This window comes from Cytobacillus sp. OWB-43, assembly GCF_034651445.1.
Classification (GTDB): Bacteria; Bacillota; Bacilli; order Bacillales; family Cytobacillaceae; genus Cytobacillus; species Cytobacillus kochii.
This window is the reverse complement of sequence record NZ_JAYEFF010000001.1, coordinates 761326-779080: the sequence shown is the minus strand read 5'-3', so window position 1 is coordinate 779080 and position 17755 is coordinate 761326. Positions and strand designations below refer to the sequence as shown.

Here is a 17755-nt window from a genome sequence, read left to right as displayed (position 1 = left end):
GATTTTATATAATCTCTAATTCTTTTCCTACCGTTTCATATATAGTTAATGCTTGATCTAGCATTTCTTTCGTATGTGCAGCAGATGGCATATTACGTACACGGCCTGTTCCTCTTGGTACCGTTGGGAATACGATGGACTTTGCATACACTCCAGCTTCATTAAGTTTCTTACTAAATTCTTGCGTCTTCACTTCATCCCCAATGATACAAGGTGTAATCGGTGTTTCACTTTCACCGATATTAAAGCCTAATTTCTTTAAGCCTGCTTTTAAGTATTCACTGTTTTCCCATAACTTTTCATTGAGCGCTGTGCTCTCCATTAACATCTCAATCGCTTTTTTACTTGCAGCAGCATCAGCAGGTGTAACAGATGTAGAAAATAAGAAAGGTCTACTTCTCACCTTTAACCAATCGATTAATTGTTGTTTACCAGCTACATAACCACCAACTACTCCGATTGCCTTCGATAATGTACCAATTTGGAAATCCACTTTATCAGAAAGACCAAAATGTTTTACCGTACCAGCACCTTTACCTAATACACCAGAACCGTGAGCATCATCTACATATGTTATTAGATCAAACTCTTCAGCGATTTTAACGATTTCTGGTAATTTAGCAATATCACCATCCATTGAAAATACGCCATCTGTAATGACCATTACTTTATTGTATTGCCCAGATTCTGTTGCTTCCTTTGCTTTTGCTCTAAGATCGTCCATATCAGAATGATTAAATCGAATGATTTTTGCTTTGGATAAACGGCAACCGTCAATAATTGAAGCATGATTAAGCTCATCTGAAAGGATGGCATCATTTTTATCCATAACTGCAGAAATCGCCGCCATATTACAATTGAATCCAGATTGATAAGCAATTGCTGCCTCTGTATGCTTGAATTTTGCAAGTGTTTCTTCAAGCTCTACATGGATTTGCAACGTACCATTAATCGTCCTAACTGCCCCTGCACCAACACCATATTTATCAATCGCTTCTTTAGCAATTGTTCTTAACGTATCATTTGTTGCTAAACCTAAATAATTGTTCGAAGATAAGTTAATTAACTCTTTCCCGTTAATTTTAATGATTGGACCATTCGCACTTTCTAACGGGTCAATTTCGTTATATAATCCTTTATCTTTTAAATCCTCAAGATTTTCACTTAAAAATTGATTTAGAATATTGCTTGACATATTCCTTTTCCTCCTAGTGTTTCATCTTCATTTTCTTTTCAAAATAGACAACTGTCCTCTGTAAAAATACAACTATTTTCTAGTTATACATTTGCTATGTATAGGTTTTACAAATTATACTTTACCACATTTTAAATAATTGTACACATATAGAGGACATATTTTCAAAAGAACTTTATTAGTTAATTTACCCATCTTACTTAAAAAATGTTCAAATTTAATGGAAACGTTTAGATTTTCTGAGCATTTATAACAGATTTCAAATAGGTCTATGCTATGATGGAAACATTAATTATTACATAATGGAGGCATTTATTATGAAAATAGCTGCATTTGTCGGAAGCAATCGCAAAGAATCAATTAATAAAAAGTTAGCCTTATTAATGAAAGAACGTTATAAAGAAGAGCTCGAGATAGATATCCTCCCTCTTGAAGTATTACCGATGTATAATCAAGATGATGAACTTACACCGCCAGCGTCCGTTTTAGAAATTCGCCAAAGAATTAAAGATAGTGATGGGTTATTATTTTTAACCCCTGAATATAATCACTCCATTCCTGCCTTTTTAAAGAACGCCATTGATTGGTTTTCAAGAGTGGAAAAAGTTATGGTCAATAAACCTGCGATGATTGTTGGTGCAACGCCTGGTGCAATGGGAACAGTAAAAGCGCAAATGCACTTGCGTCAAATACTCAACTCAGCTGGAGTCGGCGCTGTCACGCTTCCAGGAAATGAAGTTTTTATCGGTACCGTCCTTGATAAAGTAAATGAACAAGGAGAACTTGTACACGAACAAACTTTAGATTTCTTAGATCAGGTTGTAATCAATTTTATTAACTGGTCAGAAAAAGTAAAATAACATTCACTTCCATTATTAGATTAAACATATAAAAATCCGTAATGTCCCAAACAACGCTAATGTTTTTGAGACATTACGGATTTTATATTTGTATAAAATTCAAACTCTTTTATCAACTAGAATCCCTATTCAAAGTGTAATTGATAATCCCCTTCCGTTTTCAATATTCTTTCACACATTGATATCATGTAACATATTAGTATAGTGGTGATTAAAAAACTAAAATTATTACACACTCAACGAAGGTATATTACCGGAAATGTCGAAACTATATTTATACACAATCCTTATTTATAATTATTATAAAAAAGTATTGATTTTCGAATGAGAAGTGTTATTATTAATATATATCGTTAATATGTTAGTCATTCTCATATTTCGTTTATTTTTCACTTTTTCTCATATGCCTTTAAGTTCTACTTAAAGGCATTCTCTACAATTACATCATTATAAATGAGGGTTATAGCATGAACAAAGACCAAATAGAAAGCTTAATTCCCTTATTAAAAGAAAAAAATTTAAGGGTTACACCACAAAGAATACAAATTTTAACGACACTGATTGACATGAATGGACATCCAACAGCTGAAGACATTCAAAAAAGAATCCCTATCATTAGTCTCGCTACCATTTACAATAACTTAAAACTATTTGTTGAATTAGGAATCATTAATGAGCTACCTTATGGCAATGGATTAAGTCGTTTTGAATTTAGTCAGTCCAATCATTATCACGTTATCTGTGAATTATGTGGAAAAATTGCAGATATTAACTATCCGGAACTTACAGAAATTGAAGAAATGGTAGCTAATCTTACAGGTTTTTCCGTCAATAATCACAATATGGAAGTGTATGGGAAATGCCAAGAATGCATAGAGAAAGGATGATTCCGATGAAAAAAGAAGATAAAATTTGCCCAGTATGTAAAACAAAATTGATTAAATTAAAGCATAGTACAATTTGCGCTTGTGGTAATAAGATTATGAAAGATAAAATTCCATCATAAAAAAGCCATCAATATAGATGACTTTTCTCTATGACGACTATAATCTCGGGTCGACTTCATCTCCTTCGAGGGCAAGTATAGCGACAATACATTCATGAATTCGACCTATTTCTTCTTGCTTTACAAAGCGGTTTAACGCCTCTATCCCTAAGGAAAATTCTTGTAAAGCTAATTTTTGTTTACGTTTCGTGTTTCTTTTCTTCAACCGCTCTAAGTATTTCTCTTCTAAATAATCCATGCCATATATGATTTGTAAATACTTTCTTCCCCTTACCTTTAACGCCGGTTGTAACAGCTTCCCTTTTTCCCATACGGTAAACTGGTTGGGTTTAACAACCATTCCTTCATGCCCTTCTTCTGTCATTTCTTTCCACCAACTAATTACTTGCTCCCAATCCGATTCATCTTCAATTAGCAAATATTCAGTAGGCCTAAAAATACTACATGCGTTGGATAGTTCTTCCACATGAGTCATATGCCATGTATGGGGTTTTTCGTGATATACTCTTCCACTATGTGCTAGGATATGAAATGGAGCTATCACAATGCGATCTATGTCAGAAACCTCCCAGCAATACTTTTCATACACTTTTTGAAAACTTTCTGCACGTTCTAACTTCTCTTCATTTTCTTTTAACCACTGGTTCTCAACCAATGCTTCGCTTAGTGCTTTATCCAAGATTTTTCGGTCTAAGATTGCACTTTCAGCTACAAGATTATATTGTTTATTGATTAAATCTTGTGCCTTTAAATTCCACGGCATGATCTCACAATCCAGTAATACAAAGTCTGTTTCGTACTTATCAAAATAGTCATTTTTCTTTAAACTAGATTGAATAACCGTTAATATTCGCTCTTCTATATCCTTTTTAAAAAAGCGCTTCCCACTTCTTGAATATATCGCACCTAAATTACTAATCCCAGTATAGTTTAATGCTACTTCCTCATTCTTAAAAATGAGTAAAATCCCCCGTGAACCCATATGCTTTTTCTCAACAATAAGTTGATTAACACCATAATCCCGATAATATTTAAAAGCCTCTACTGGATGTTCTAAATAATCTGGCAACTGACTCGGAATAGGAACAGGACTCATAGTAGGAGGGAGATAAACCAGTTGACCAAAATGGGTATCGGCTGTAGATAACGAACCAATGACTGGTTTGACATACTTACCTTTCACACTTACATCTTCGAATTCTTCCATTTGTATGCGATAACCTTCAATAAGCGCTTGTATATTAGGGGGTTGCAACCTCTTGCTCTTCCATTCTATTATTGGGTTATGCTCTACACCGTTATAATTTTTGAGAGCATCCACCGCGACAAATGACTTCTCGGGATATCGATAGGCTGTTAATTTCCCTCCAAATACGACACCTTGATCAATATTAATCGTAGAGTTGATAGTAGTCGGATATGGTCTCGGATCATGCCCCCATATAATGGTCATATGACCTGTATGATGATGATACCATTCATCTCTTATGGGAATACCATCTTTCATGCGACTTGATGATTCACCGTATCGACAATAATCCGATATTTGTTGGGATTTCTTGCCTATATACTCATCTTTAATCCCTGCATGCGTGCATACAAGCATCGGCACACCTTCATCCTCGATTATATAATGTGCCGGAGCATTTCCTAAAAACTGAATGAACTCATCCTTCAGTCGTTTTTGCTCTTCTTCTGAATAGGTAGCTAACCATTGATTGATTTCTTTAGCCGTCAATTCGTCACCATGTTGCAAAGTGACTTGATTTCCTTTTAACCATCTGTAGATTTTCCAACCATGATTACTATCAATCATATAAGCTAAGTTATTATTGACATGATTTTTAAAAAATAAAAGCGTTTCTAAAGAGCGCGGTCCTCGACTCATAATATCACCTAGTGATAAAAACTTTCTCCCAAAGGGATGAGTATAGAGCCCTTGTTCATTTTCTTCATAACCTAACTTCTCTAATAATTGTAATAGCTCAGTATAACAACCATGAATATCACCAATGATATCAATTCCTGCTCCCACATCAATAGGAGGAACTTCATCCATTCGTGCTATTTCAACAGAGTGATTCAATTCTTTTATCATATGAAGTTGATGATAACCTTCTGTTTTTAAATAACGCTTATTATATTGGAACCTTTTCATTTGTTGTTTAATGCGCTTTGAACCCCTTGGGAATATTCGTTCGTTATCTCTCATTAATAATGTATCTAAATCGATATCTAGCACAATTGCGCTTATCGGTAAATGATGGCGATGTGCAATGGAAATCAATTTTTTGCGATCATCACTATTTATATTAGTCGCATCAATGAAACTACATTTATTTAAACGACATCTTGCTTGTAGGGTTGATTCTAGTAGTTCAAATGCCTCTTTAGAAATCATTTGATACTGTTCAAATAAGATCTGCCCCACCTTGTTATTACTGCTTTCAACTGAGGTGTACTCTTGATCTGCAACTATTTTTCTATATTTATCTGAACTTAAAACTTCTGAGTCTCTTATTTGTCCGCTATCGATCCAGTTCTGCAATAATGTTGTTTTACCACTACCAGAAGGCCCAACAAGTAAAATGACACCAGCGTTAGGAATTGTGATTCTTCTCCTCATACCATCACCTCTTTTTCGAAAACGACTATTTGAGTCGGCGCACCTCGTTCATGATCTATATCACCTATACTAGAAATGCTTGCCTTATATGCATACATAGCAGTCATCTTCTCAACCCATGCATGTAATTCTGCTCTTGTCCATTCAAAGCGATGATCATAATGGCGCATGGATTCACCAAGTTGATAAAGTGTATTATATTCTTTATTCGGTGTTGTAATAATACAAACCGCAGGCTTATACTCTTGAAAAATAAGTTGCATGGCCGTTTGCAATTTTTCTTCGGCAATATGTTCAATCACTTCACATAAAATAAAGACGTCTTTATTCTTTAGTCCATCATCATAATAAAATACCGAACCCCATTTTTGCATTGGCATTAAGAAGCCCGGATTTTCGGCAGCTTTTGCATATCTTTTTGTCGCCTTTACCGTTTCTCGTTCACTTGGTTCAACTGCGATTATTTCACTCACATTTGGTAAAAAACCTAATCTAGTACTAAGTTTTCCTTCTCCACTCCCCATGTCTATTATCTTTCTAAGATGAGGTTTAGATTGAATGATCTCGATTATCTTTTCATAACGTAGTTGGTTTAGTCCTTTTTGCTTCTTTTCCTTTTCAACCTTTGTGTGTTCGGTTATATTGTCGCCTAAGAGCCCTTTATACTTTAAGGCACGTTTATAAATCCAGTCTTTTTGAGGATGATCATCTAGCCAACCTTCTCCGAAACGCTGAAGCTTTTCCGCCTCTTTTTCATCAATATAATAGTGCTTATAATTATCAATAACTGGAATGAGAATAAATAACTGCCTTAACCCCTTTTGTAACGTTGTCTCACCTGTAACAGTTACATAAAGAGGACTGTTTTTCGTTTCAGATTGCACAGATAAGCTAAATCCAAGCGGTGAAAACAACTCCCGAAGATTCTCTACAGAAAGGTCTGTATTTACTGGACCAAATGAATAAGAAAATTGAAATACCTGCCCCACATATGATAAATATTCTTCCTTAGGTAAGCCATTTAGAGCTGTCGCAAGAGGAGAGCGTATGAGCGATAAAAACAAACTACTAACTGCAAATTCACGGTCATTAATATAATGTGTAATATCTAACTTCTCTCCACTATCCCTTAATAAACTTATAGCATCCAAAACGACGTATATCGTTACTTTCACCTCATTGGGAGTAAAGGATTGATAAAAGAGACGTACTTTATGCCCTTTATGATCTCTTTCATAAAGACGTTCAGGGTGTTTAGCCAATAAAAAAGAAAGGACATTCGCTCCTTCTCCTTTTGCATGAATCGTTAATTGCATAACAATCCCCCTTTTATATGTATTTAAACCATATTATACCACCAGCCATTCCTCAAAAGGAATTTTTCTTTTATAGATAAATATCGCCTCTCCCCTAGTTAAACATCGAGAAATCTAGTATGATTATTAAATGATTATGAAGAAATGAGGATTACAAAATGAGTTTACTTACAGTTGATCATCTTAGTCATACTTTTGGCGATCGAACATTATTTAAGGACGTGTCTTTTCGTTTATTAGCAGAAGATCACGTAGGGTTAGTTGGAGCGAACGGGGTAGGTAAATCTACTTTAATGAATATTATTACAGGGCAACTTATTCACGATGGGGGCAAAGTGGAATGGACACCTAATGTTCAATATGGGTATCTGGATCAACATACTGTTTTAACCCCTGGAAAAACGATGCGCGATGCATTAAGAGATGCCTTTCTACCATTATATAAAAAAGAAGAAGAATTAAATGAAGTCACAGCGAAGATGGCAGATGCCACACCAGAAGAATTAGAAGTTTTGCTAGAGCAAATGGGAGAAATTCAAGATACACTAGAAGCAGGCGGATTTTATTCAATCGACTTAAAAATAGACGATGCCGCAAGAGGATTGGGATTAGATGCAATAGGTTTGGATAGAGATGTCGCAGCACTTAGCGGTGGGCAAAGAACAAAAGTCTTACTTGCTAAACTATTGCTTGAGCAACCTCAAGTTTTACTCTTAGATGAACCAACAAACTATTTAGATGTTGAACATATAGACTGGTTATCCAACTATTTAAAAGAATATCCGTATGCCTTCATTTTAATCTCGCATGATACTGAATTTATGAACGGTGTCTCAAATGTTATTTTTCATCTAGAATTCTCTAAACTTACTCGCTATACGGCTAGTTATGAAAAATTCTTAGAACTGGCAGAAATCAATAAAAATCAACATATCCAAGCATATGAAAAGCAACAGGAATTCATCAAGAAACAAGAAGATTTTATCGCAAAAAACAAGGCGAGATATTCAACCACAGGTCGTGCAAAAAGTAGGCAAAAGCAATTAAACCGGATGGAGAGAATTGATCGTCCTGAAACAGCCGCTAAACCTACTTTCGAATTTAAAGAGTCGAGGGCTAGTAGCCGTTATGTGTTTGAAGGCGAGAATTTTGAAATTGGTTATACACATGCCCTATTGCCAAAAATGTCAATTACGATTGAAAAAGGGGATCGCATTGCCATAGTTGGTTGTAACGGTGTCGGAAAATCTACCCTCTTAAAAACAATGCTTGGAAAAATCCCAGCGATTAGCGGAAAAATTGAAAGAGGTGACTTCCTCTACCCTTCCTATTTCGAACAGGAAGTGAAAGGCGAGCAAATTACACCCATAGATGATGTATGGAACGAGTTCCCAGCGATGGATCAGCATCAGGTACGTGCAGCTCTCGCTAAATGCGGGCTAAAAAATGAACATATTTCAAGACCAATGAACCAACTAAGTGGGGGAGAACAAGCGAAAGTACGTCTTTGCAAGTTAATGATGAACGAAAGCAATTGGCTGCTGTTTGACGAACCAACAAACCACTTAGATATTACTGCGAAAGAAGAATTAAAAAGAGCCTTAAAAGCATACAAAGGCACCATTGTCCTCGTTTGCCACGAACCCGATTTTTACGAAGATTGGGTCACAAAAGTGTGGAATGTAGAAGAGTGGTCAGACGCAATGAAATAGAAATATGAACAAGCAAGGTTCCTTTATTCTTTACTAGAGGAACCTTGCTTTTTATCATTTATTTATTCTTCATATATCATTTTCTTCGTCATACCACCATCTACAGTAATATTCTCTCCGTTCACAAAGTTATTTTCTGGATCTGTTAAGTAAAGACAGGCTTTAGCTATATCAGCTACCGTCCCGACTCTCCTTGAAGGGTGCTGATGATGATCAACTTCTCGCAGTTCCGCCTTCTCATTCGTCTCAATCCACCCTGGCGAAATACAATTAACCGTAATGTGATAATCTGCTAGGGAAAGAGCTAATGCATGAGTTAAACTAACTATGCCACCTTTTGAAGCAGCATAGGCTTCTGAATTGACTTCAGACATCATCGAACGAGTAGAAGCCATATTTACAACCGCTCCACCAGTTTCGTTATTTTTCATATATTTCGCCGCTTCTTTCGTGGCTAGAAATACGCTTCTTACATTTGTATTGATGACACGATCCCATTCGTCTAATGTTAATTCGAACAAAGGTTTAAAGACAGATACACCAGCATTATTAATGAGAATATCTACTTGTCCATACTTCTCGATTGTTTGTTCTAATAATCGTTGAATGTCTGCTTCTTCTTGGACATTTATCTGAAGGCAATCAAGCCCCTTTGCTTCAAGCGCAGCAAAGTTAGAATCATCCCAATCAGCCACTACTACATTGGCACCTTCCCGCCTATAAGCGAGTGCAACCCCTTGACCAATTCCATTTCCTGCACCAGTGACAATAACTGTTTTATTTATAAACTTCATTCACATCTCACCCCATCTAATTCAATTGACTTGCCTTTATTTTAGTTAAAAAGAAAAAGAGATGCCAGTATCAGCACCTCAGTCATCAATCAAACGATAAATCAAACACTACTATTGTACATAAAACGAGCGAATAACTGTTCTTTCATAAGGGGCCCCTTGAAGTGTTTTACCTTTTATATCAATAGTCATATTATAAACACCACTACTTAACTTAGCATTAAATTGGCCAATTGACCCATTACGCGAAGTGTTTTGTACATCTAAAGGTGCCACTACTGTATTGCCGTTCTTATCCACTAATTTCGTATTCATTGTGATAGATTGTATATTGTTGTTTGATTGTAGGGAGAAAGCAACTGGATCCTTTGAGAAAAGTGGATTCATCTTTAGTTCTAGATTATTTTTCCCTTCATGGGTAACATTCATCACATAGGCATTATCTTTCTTATTAGATGTTAGTTGCACTTGCCAACGGCCTGTTTCAGATATAATGCCAGTAAAACTATGTGCTGCTGCCCCATTAAATATTTCTGCACTTTTAGGTGATGAAGCGTAACTTTGATACTCTTTTCCAGTTGGCGAGATTAATCTAACTTTAACATCCTTCGTTGATGTCCAGATTTGTATGTTTTTAAGTTGTTCATCCACATGAAAGGATTGTTTATAAAGGGCATTCCCTTGCCATTCGCCACCGTGGGTATAGGAGGAAATATCTTCAGACATAAATGTGTCGCTACTTTTTACATCATCCGTTTTCAATCCGGCTACAGATGATGTACGCAAATATGGTTCAATTCTAGAAAATACAGCGGAGCCCATACGAATTTTATCATGATCGAGAGAGGTGTCATTAAAGAGATGTGTACCATATGGTAATCTTGTACTCCAATCATTAACTAAACCATCATTTTCACCTTCAGAGGATAAGTATTGGCCACCCATCCATAAAGCGGACATTGACGGTCCCTTATTTGTCCCGGAAACAGTGTAATACTTATTCTTCGTTGCATTAGAATGATGATCAGTTATTGAGCGAAAGTGAGCCATTTCACCTACCTGTAAAGAAAAGGTCCCATCATCCTTTTGCCCTAACAACGTACCTAACCACCCTGCCCACCAACTATAAGCAAGGTCAGCCAAATGTGAACCATGATGAGGGGAACCTAATGTAATGACTCGACCAACATATGCGTGTGCACCATAATGAATGAGGGCCGCTTGTGTATCTGGCCCACCTTTACTGTGAGCGACAATATTTAATTTTCTCCCTTGAAAATGCGCGGAAATATCAGCAAGCATCGAAGCGAGAAGTTCACCGTTATCAAATTGGCTTGCCGAACCTTCCCCTGCCGCATCATGCAATTGTAAAAACACAGTTTGATAACCAGATTCATACGCTTTTGTATACATATCATTTACACCATGATATTCCGTTTCTTCATACCAACTAGTTGAACTACCATTTTTTCCTTGAACAAAGACAATCGGGGGTTTACTTGTATCTAAATTCGGTGGTACACTTCCGAGAAACCATTCTCCCGGCGTGAATACTTCTCCTGGTGGCTTAAGCTTTCCTTGAGGCGTAATCGTTTTAGCAGCAAATACTTGAGAGGTTGTTAACATAAATAGCGTGACGATGGCAATACAAGCGACCATTTTTTTCACTTCACATTCCTCCCTCTAATCAGGTTGAAAGCAAAAATTGCTCCCTTAAAAGGGTTATGCAAGAAATCCCCTTTTCCTCCTTTAATTTGTAAAAACACATCAAAAGATATAAAAAAAGTATGCAAGATACGAATAATATCCTACATACCTAAAACAATCATTATAATATAGATTCATATGTGTGCACATTTGCTCCATTTATAAACGGATTCGTTTGCGATTTTTGCAGGATGACTAATTGATGCATTGCCCTCGTACACACAGTATAGAATAAAAAGCGGTCCCTCTCTTTTTTATATTGTTCACCATCAGGGATAACAACAGCATCAAATTCAATCCCCTTTGCTAAATAAGATGGAATAATGGTAATTCCTTTTTGAAATTCCGTTGTTTTTTGATGGATAAGGTTCACATTGTTAAAATGAGGAAATAATTGACGGTAACACTCCTCACTTTGACTCGCACTCCTAGCAATGATCGCAATGGTTTCATGGCCTAGCGAGACGGATCGACGAACGACATCTATGAGTATCGTTAGCGCTTCTTTCTCATCCACATTTTTGATAACGGGCTTTTCGCCACTTCGGTTAAAAGGAATGATATCTTCATTATTCAAAAGTAGACTTGAAGTAAATGTCGTAATCTCTTTTGTTGAACGATAACTTTGTCTTAATTGATAAACTGTAGCTTTTTCATTACTAAAAAGGACAGACTGATTGTCAGCGTGAAAGTGAATAGTTTGATTCACATCTCCCAATAACGTCCACTTACTATGCGGGAATAACTCTTTTAAATAGGCAAAGTGAAAGGGTGAATAATCCTGTGCTTCGTCAATAAAAATATGACGTACAGACGTATGACCATCTTCCTTTAGTAATTGTTGTTTTAAATATAAATAGGGTACCACATCTTCATACAGCATATCACCAGATACAGTTGCCTCTAATCCCGAATCATCTTTGTTACTTGTACGTAAAAACTCAACGTACATTGCAAGTATATCAACAAAATAGAAAGATTTGATTTGTTTCCGAAGTGGCTTAAGTCTCCTTTTTACAACCATTTTCATCAAATACGCTTGCTCAACTTCTGGTTGCATAAAGCCATCATTATCTATTTGCTGTGCCTTTTTATATGCTTGTAAATAATCTTCTTTATCAAGTAATTCTACTTCATTCTCAACCCATGCCTTTTTCCGTTCTGCTTTCTCCTTTTTCTTTATTATAGAAAGGATCCATTCTTGTATAAGTTGCAGTCTGTTCGCGATTGAGATATTACTTTCGTAAGAATAAAATTTCTCACCGATTTCATCGACAGTCAGCCATTTTTCATTATGAAAGGTGATATCACGGAAAATCATCCCTTCTATTAATAAATGGCTAATATATTGATCCATAGAAGATTTATAGGATAAAGAGGACTTATTTTCAATTTCCTGGACTCTTTTTTCACTTGAATCATTTTCTTGAAGAAGAAATTCTAATTGATCAAGCGGTGTTTCTATCGTAAGCTTTGCATCATACTTACTTTGAATGAAGTGCCAAAAAGTATCCTGCTTCATATTTTTCTCACCCAATTCTGGTAACACTTGAGAAACATAACTATTAAATAGCGGATTTGGCGAGAATAGCATGATATTTTCAGCATGTAATGATTTCCTATAATGATATAGTAGGTAAGCGATTCTTTGTAATGCTGCTGATGTTTTCCCACTACCTGCCACTCCTTGAACAATAATCAAATCGTCTTTCACATTGCGAATAATTGCATTTTGTTGCTTTTGAATCGTAGCAACAATACTTTTCATCTGTGCATTTGCGTGTCCACCTAACACTTCCTGCAGCACACTATCGCCAATCGTTAAACCCGTATCAAATAACCCTTCAATTTTCCCCTTTTTTATAATAAATTGACGCTTTAATAACATTTCTCCCATAATTGTTTCATAAGGGGTGTCATATTTTGCTTTTCCAGGTGTGTAATCGTAATACATACTCGCAACAGGTGACCGCCAATCATAAATAAGAAACTGCTCATCGTTTTCATCCATTAATGAGGCAACACCAATATATATGGATTCCTTTTCTTCCCCATCTTCCTTAAAATCAATTCTGCCAAAATAGGGTGAGTCTTTTTGTTTCGACAATATGTTGACATATTGATCGAGCATTCCCATTCGCCGTTCTCTTTCCCCTAATAATTCTGCTTGCTGCTTTACACTTTGAAATGTCTCAATTACATCGTCCATTTCCTCTAGGTTGACTGTCACATCATCCCAAAATCCTGTTTTTAATTGCTTTACATCCTTTTGTACGTGGTCGCGATTTTCTATATAAGCGACTTGCTTCTTAATCACTTCATGTATTATTCTATCAACCCTTTTTTGCTCTTCTTGTCGCTCTTGCATAGAATCACTCCTCGATAAAAAATTAGTTGACACATCTCAATATTTTTGGTATTATTATATTGGATACTTTTACACAATAATAACAAACAGCCATACTTATGTATCATAGCATATTTTTTCAGTAAGTATCAATAGCTAAAAAATATTCATAATATTCAAATTATTTATAAAAGGTGGACATAATGAAATCTGATATTAGTGTTTTACGAATACCTATTCCTACTCCCACTCTTTGGCCATATACAACAACAAATAGCTACATCATTGGTAATAAAGAGGAAACTCTAATCATTGACACTGGTTATAATCAACCCATTACAAGAGAAACACTACATACAGCACTAAAAAAACATGAGCTTCCCATTCCGAAAGCGATTCTTCTCACCCATGGACATAAAGATCATTCACCTGGAGTGAAACAACTTCTTGATTGGCAAATACCTATATTTGCTCATCCACTTGAGGAGCCGGAAATCAGAAGGAATGTTCAAATTGATCACCTCCATTACCTTTCTGATCACGAAGAAATATCTATAGGCGATGAATCTCTGATCGCATTACATCTCCCAGGGCATTCTTCAGGCCATTTAAGCTTTTATTTACCTTCTAAGAAGATTTTACTGGCAGGTGACAATTTAATAGAAAAGGGAACTTCTTGGATTGGTACACCAGATGGGAATATGAAAGATTATTTCATCACATTAGAAAAAATAAAATCATTATCCTTAACAATGGTTGGTCCTGGTCATGGCGATTGGATTAATAATCCATACGAACATATTGATTATGTACTGAATAGAAGGATACAGAGAGAAGAACAAATTTTACAAATTTTAAAAGAGAATGAGCCCCTGTTATTACACGAAATTACGAATAAGATATACGCTGGTCATATTCACCCTTCAAACAAAGTAGTGGCAGAAAAAACAACAGAAGCTCATTTAATTAAGTTGATAGAAGAAAGAAAGGTTATACAGAACAGAAATGCTTACTCAAGTTATTCATGAAGTTGCATCTAACCAACAAATTGCTTTTTCAAGTGAACGGATAGTCGGGTGTATGAGTTTAATTTCACCCTTCTCATATGCATGCAAAGCATCTTTTGGATATATCCACCTGGCTTCTGCCACTTCATAAGGATCAGGAATTGGTTGTTGCCGTTTTGGAAGACGCGTAATAAAGAAACGTGTATCAAAACGTATTGGACTTTTTGCTGGTGTCGTTTTATGGCCGATATATGTGAAGCAGCGACAATCTAGCGCGGCTTCTTTTTCTTTTAATAACTCGATAAAACTTATTTCCTTTTTTAAGAGCCTTTTCCTATCGTTCAAACTTTCTTCTCTTTGAAATGAGAGCGGCTCCCCTGTTCTATCACATCCAAGGAAAACTCCAATTTCTTCATAGACTTCTCTTGCGGCAGCAACATAATAAGCTAAAGGGATATTTGCCTGATCTGTTGGAGCAATTAATCTATTAGATAGCAGCGAGTCTTTCTCATCCACTGCGCCACCAGGAAAAACATAATGCCCAGCAAGAAATTTCATTGTTGCTGGGCGTTTCGTCATATATACTTGTCCTTGTGGATTGATTAATAAGACTGTCGCCGCTGGCTTAGGAATAGTTTCCATGTATAAGTCACACCTTTTTAGAAGAATATCATCTTATTCATTTATACTTCTCTAACGCTAGCAAAATTCCTCTAACTTCTAGCTAACAATTATTCTCTTATTTGTCCATTGCCTTCAATAAAATATTTACTTGATGTTAATGCTTTTAATCCCATTGGTCCACGCACATGCATTTTTTGTGTGCTAATGCCAATCTCAGCGCCAAAACCAAATTCAAATCCATCTGTAAATCTTGTTGAAGCATTATGATAAACAGCAGCAGCATCTACATGATTCATAAAGGTTGCTGCACGACTATTATTTTCAGTTATAATTGCTTCTGAATGCTTTGTCCCATATTGACGAATATGAGTAATGGCGTCTTCAACAGAGGCAACTGTTTTAACGCTCATTTTTAAGCAAAGAAACTCACTGTGAAAATCTTCTGTAGTGGCTAATTCGATGTGAGGAAGAATGGCTTTCACATATTGATCACCAACCATTTCAATTCCCTCGTTCTCCATGTAAGCTAAAAATTCTCCCCCGTATTTTTCCAACCAATGAGTATGAATCAAAAGAGATTCGATACTATTGCAAACAGAAGGTCTTTGTTTCTTCGCATTTAATACTACTTTCTTCGCCATTTCTAATTCCGCAAACTCATCAATATACATATGGCAATTGCCTGCGCCTGTTTCAATAACCGGCACGGATGCCTCACGTACAACAGTATCAATCAATCCTTTTCCACCTCTAGGGATAAGCACATCGAGAAAAGTATGAAGATGAAATAATTCTTTGGCAGCTTCTCTACTCGTATCTTCAATTAATAAGACGCTATCAATTGGTAGCTCCGTCGATTGTAATGCCCGATGAACAGTTTGGACAAGCGCACGATTACTATGTAGAGCCGTTTTACTCCCTCGTAAAATTACACAATTATTTGTCTTTAAAGCTAGTGAAGCTGCATCAATAGTTACGTTAGGTCTTGCCTCGTAAATCATGCCTATAACACCCAGTGGGACTGACTTTTGTTGAATAAGTAGACCATTTTCTTTTTTTATTGTCTGCAATACACGATCTATAGGATCGTCAAGTTGTGCGATATCAGTGACCGCTTGTGCCATTGCTTTTATTCTAGACTCATCTAACATAAGACGATCAATCATACTGTCATTCATGTGGCCACGCGCCATCCTTATATCTTTTTCATTGGCTAAACGGATCTCCTCTTGATCTTCTATTAATTGATTGGCAATGGCCTTTAATGCTTGATTTTTTTCTGCTGTCGTAGCTCCACTTAAACGATAGCTCGCTTTTTTTGCTAACTTACCTTTTTCATATACTTCACTTGTCATTTCCCTTCACTCCTATTCGATTCCAAAACTAATTTATCACGATGAATCACTTCTTTAATTCGGTTTTTCTTATGTGCTGTTTGCGTAAGATATTGACTAGAACAACTTACTTCTCCCCTAGCAATTAGTTGACTTTCAAACCTCACTTCAACAACCTCACCCGAAAGAAAACTTCCATCAATTTTAACAATTCCAGGTGATAATAGACTGCCACCACCATGCACAAGTGCTTTTTCGGCACCTTTATCCACATAGATTTTTCCTTTGACCGTTGAATGAAGGGCAATCCATTGCCGTTTCGTATTAATCTTTTTCATTTGCTGATTAGAAAGATATGTACCGTCTCCAGTTCCATTAAGGATGCTTATAAGTTTGTCTTCACCTTTACCAGTACCGATAAAAACCGGAACATTTAATTCCATAGCTGTTTTAGCAGCATTCAACTTTGAGTACATGCCGCCAGTACCAACTTTAGAGCCCGCACCGTCTGTCGCTTTCATTTGCACATCAGTAATTTCATTTAAGAAGTCAATTCGGCTGGCATTTGGGTACTTAAACGGGTTTTGATCATATAAGCCATTAATATCTGTTAAAATTACAAGTAAATCAGCATGAACAAGCCCGCTAACGAGTGCTGATAACATATCATTATCCCCGAAAGTCAATTCCTCAATAGAAACAGTGTCATTTTCGTTAATAATCGGTATGACTTTACGATCTAACAGTTCCATAATCGTATCGTACGCATTTCTAAAGCGGACTTGATTGTTAAAGTCGGATCGAGTCAGTAAAATTTGCGCTGCCAAGGTGTCAAATTTTAATAAGGCTTCCATGTAACTTTGAATTAATAATCCTTGACCGATAGCAGCCGCAGCTTGTTTCCCTTTTAATGTAATGGGACGGGAAGAATAACCTAGTTTTCTAAAACCTGCTGCTACTGCTCCCGAGGATACGACAATCACTTCATGGCCCATCTTCTGTATTTTTGCAATTGCTAATATATGATCGGTAAATTTATAGCGGTCAATCTCTCCCCTTTCATTCGTTAATGAACTGCTGCCAATTTTAACGATCATTCTTTTCTTCCCCATATGATTCATTCCTTTTAAGAGCACGAACACCCATGTAGTGATGTCTCAGTCTAGTTTTTTAAAAGATAAAAAAAAACCTAACTCAAGCCTTAATACATAAGGACGAGTTAGGTTC

13 protein-coding genes are annotated in these 17755 nt (G+C 36.2%); 4 read left to right on the top strand and 9 right to left on the bottom strand.

Translation table 11 applies throughout. From position 1 onward, the window contains the following. Nucleotides 1-4: 4 nt before the first annotated feature. Nucleotides 5-1195 (bottom strand): glycine C-acetyltransferase, encoded by a 1191-nt coding sequence (locus tag U9M49_RS03895; RefSeq protein WP_095373339.1) that lies wholly within the window; start codon nucleotides 1193-1195, stop codon nucleotides 5-7. Between the two features lie 317 nt (nucleotides 1196-1512). Between U9M49_RS03895 and U9M49_RS03890 the strand changes: the two genes are divergently transcribed. Both U9M49_RS03890 and U9M49_RS03885 read left to right on the top strand, forming a co-directional pair. Then, on the top strand, nucleotides 1513-2055 hold the full coding sequence (locus U9M49_RS03890; RefSeq protein ID WP_095373340.1) for an NADPH-dependent FMN reductase: 543 nt from the start codon (nucleotides 1513-1515) through the stop codon (nucleotides 2053-2055). Nucleotides 2056-2522: 467 nt separating this feature from the next. Next, the gene (locus tag U9M49_RS03885; protein ID WP_322909307.1) at nucleotides 2523-2942 is read left to right on the top strand and encodes a Fur family transcriptional regulator; all 420 of its coding nucleotides are present in this window, start codon (nucleotides 2523-2525) and stop codon (nucleotides 2940-2942) included. A 156-nt stretch (nucleotides 2943-3098) separates the two neighbouring features. On the opposite strand, the gene U9M49_RS03880 is transcribed toward U9M49_RS03885, so the two are convergent. Together U9M49_RS03880 and U9M49_RS03875 are read right to left on the bottom strand one after the other, a co-directional pair. Continuing rightward, nucleotides 3099-5687, bottom strand: a complete 2589-nt coding sequence (locus tag U9M49_RS03880) for an AAA family ATPase (protein WP_322909306.1) — start codon at nucleotides 5685-5687, stop codon at nucleotides 3099-3101. Beyond that, nucleotides 5684-7003: a 3' terminal RNA ribose 2'-O-methyltransferase Hen1 gene (locus U9M49_RS03875; RefSeq protein WP_095373343.1), complete on the bottom strand. Its 1320-nt coding sequence runs from the start codon at nucleotides 7001-7003 to the stop codon at nucleotides 5684-5686. Before U9M49_RS03875 ends, U9M49_RS03880 begins: the two co-directional genes overlap by 4 nt. Before the next feature lie 158 nt (nucleotides 7004-7161). On the opposite strand from U9M49_RS03875, the gene U9M49_RS03870 reads away from it, so the two are divergent. Beyond that, a complete protein-coding gene (locus U9M49_RS03870) occupies nucleotides 7162-8715 on the top strand; it encodes an ABC-F family ATP-binding cassette domain-containing protein (protein ID WP_095373344.1) in 1554 nt (517 codons plus the stop codon). Nucleotides 8716-8777: 62 nt separating this feature from the next. Here U9M49_RS03870 and U9M49_RS03865 read toward each other — a convergent pair whose 3' ends face one another. The 3 genes from U9M49_RS03865 to helD all read right to left on the bottom strand — a co-directional run bounded on the left by U9M49_RS03865 (nucleotide 8778) and on the right by helD (nucleotide 13584). Next, nucleotides 8778-9509, bottom strand: a complete 732-nt coding sequence (locus U9M49_RS03865) for an SDR family NAD(P)-dependent oxidoreductase (RefSeq protein WP_095373345.1) — start codon at nucleotides 9507-9509, stop codon at nucleotides 8778-8780. A 111-nt stretch (nucleotides 9510-9620) separates the two neighbouring features. Beyond that, on the bottom strand, nucleotides 9621-11168 hold the full coding sequence (locus U9M49_RS03860; protein WP_322909676.1) for a hypothetical protein: 1548 nt from the start codon (nucleotides 11166-11168) through the stop codon (nucleotides 9621-9623). Nucleotides 11169-11337: 169 nt separating this feature from the next. Beyond that, nucleotides 11338-13584 (bottom strand): RNA polymerase recycling motor HelD, encoded by a 2247-nt coding sequence (gene helD / locus U9M49_RS03855; protein ID WP_095373346.1) that lies wholly within the window; start codon nucleotides 13582-13584, stop codon nucleotides 11338-11340. 182 nt (nucleotides 13585-13766) lie between these two features. Here helD and U9M49_RS03850 point away from each other — a divergent pair, with 182 nt between their 5' ends. Then, nucleotides 13767-14591 (top strand): MBL fold metallo-hydrolase, encoded by an 825-nt coding sequence (locus U9M49_RS03850; RefSeq protein WP_095373347.1) that lies wholly within the window; start codon nucleotides 13767-13769, stop codon nucleotides 14589-14591. Here U9M49_RS03850 and U9M49_RS03845 read toward each other — a convergent pair. The 3 genes from U9M49_RS03845 to proB all read right to left on the bottom strand — a co-directional run bounded on the left by U9M49_RS03845 (nucleotide 14586) and on the right by proB (nucleotide 17640). Beyond that, nucleotides 14586-15212, bottom strand: coding sequence for an NUDIX hydrolase (locus tag U9M49_RS03845; protein WP_095373348.1), 627 nt, complete (start codon nucleotides 15210-15212; stop codon nucleotides 14586-14588). The two genes, U9M49_RS03850 and U9M49_RS03845, sit on opposite strands and share 6 nt — an antisense overlap. An 89-nt stretch (nucleotides 15213-15301) precedes the next feature. Continuing rightward, nucleotides 15302-16549 (bottom strand): glutamate-5-semialdehyde dehydrogenase, encoded by a 1248-nt coding sequence (locus U9M49_RS03840; RefSeq protein WP_322909305.1) that lies wholly within the window; start codon nucleotides 16547-16549, stop codon nucleotides 15302-15304. Beyond that, nucleotides 16546-17640: a glutamate 5-kinase gene (gene proB, locus U9M49_RS03835; protein ID WP_322909304.1), complete on the bottom strand. Its 1095-nt coding sequence runs from the start codon at nucleotides 17638-17640 to the stop codon at nucleotides 16546-16548. Before proB ends, U9M49_RS03840 begins: the two co-directional genes overlap by 4 nt. Nucleotides 17641-17755 lie beyond the last annotated feature (115 nt).

Coding starts and splice junctions, on each gene's coding strand:
- U9M49_RS03875 (WP_095373343.1), bottom strand. CDS start 7,003: ATGCAATTAACGATTCATGCAAAAGGAGAAGGAGCGAATGTCCTTTCT.
- U9M49_RS03850 (WP_095373347.1), top strand. CDS start 13,767: ATGAAATCTGATATTAGTGTTTTACGAATACCTATTCCTACTCCCACT.
- U9M49_RS03870 (WP_095373344.1), top strand. CDS start 7,162: ATGAGTTTACTTACAGTTGATCATCTTAGTCATACTTTTGGCGATCGA.
- U9M49_RS03880 (WP_322909306.1), bottom strand. CDS start 5,687: ATGAGGAGAAGAATCACAATTCCTAACGCTGGTGTCATTTTACTTGTT.
- U9M49_RS03860 (WP_322909676.1), bottom strand. CDS start 11,168: ATGGTCGCTTGTATTGCCATCGTCACGCTATTTATGTTAACAACCTCT.
- proB (WP_322909304.1), bottom strand. CDS start 17,640: ATGGGGAAGAAAAGAATGATCGTTAAAATTGGCAGCAGTTCATTAACG.
- helD (WP_095373346.1), bottom strand. CDS start 13,584: ATGCAAGAGCGACAAGAAGAGCAAAAAAGGGTTGATAGAATAATACAT.
- U9M49_RS03895 (WP_095373339.1), bottom strand. CDS start 1,195: ATGTCAAGCAATATTCTAAATCAATTTTTAAGTGAAAATCTTGAGGAT.
- U9M49_RS03845 (WP_095373348.1), bottom strand. CDS start 15,212: ATGGAAACTATTCCTAAGCCAGCGGCGACAGTCTTATTAATCAATCCA.
- U9M49_RS03885 (WP_322909307.1), top strand. CDS start 2,523: ATGAACAAAGACCAAATAGAAAGCTTAATTCCCTTATTAAAAGAAAAA.
- U9M49_RS03840 (WP_322909305.1), bottom strand. CDS start 16,549: ATGACAAGTGAAGTATATGAAAAAGGTAAGTTAGCAAAAAAAGCGAGC.
- U9M49_RS03865 (WP_095373345.1), bottom strand. CDS start 9,509: ATGAAGTTTATAAATAAAACAGTTATTGTCACTGGTGCAGGAAATGGA.
- U9M49_RS03890 (WP_095373340.1), top strand. CDS start 1,513: ATGAAAATAGCTGCATTTGTCGGAAGCAATCGCAAAGAATCAATTAAT.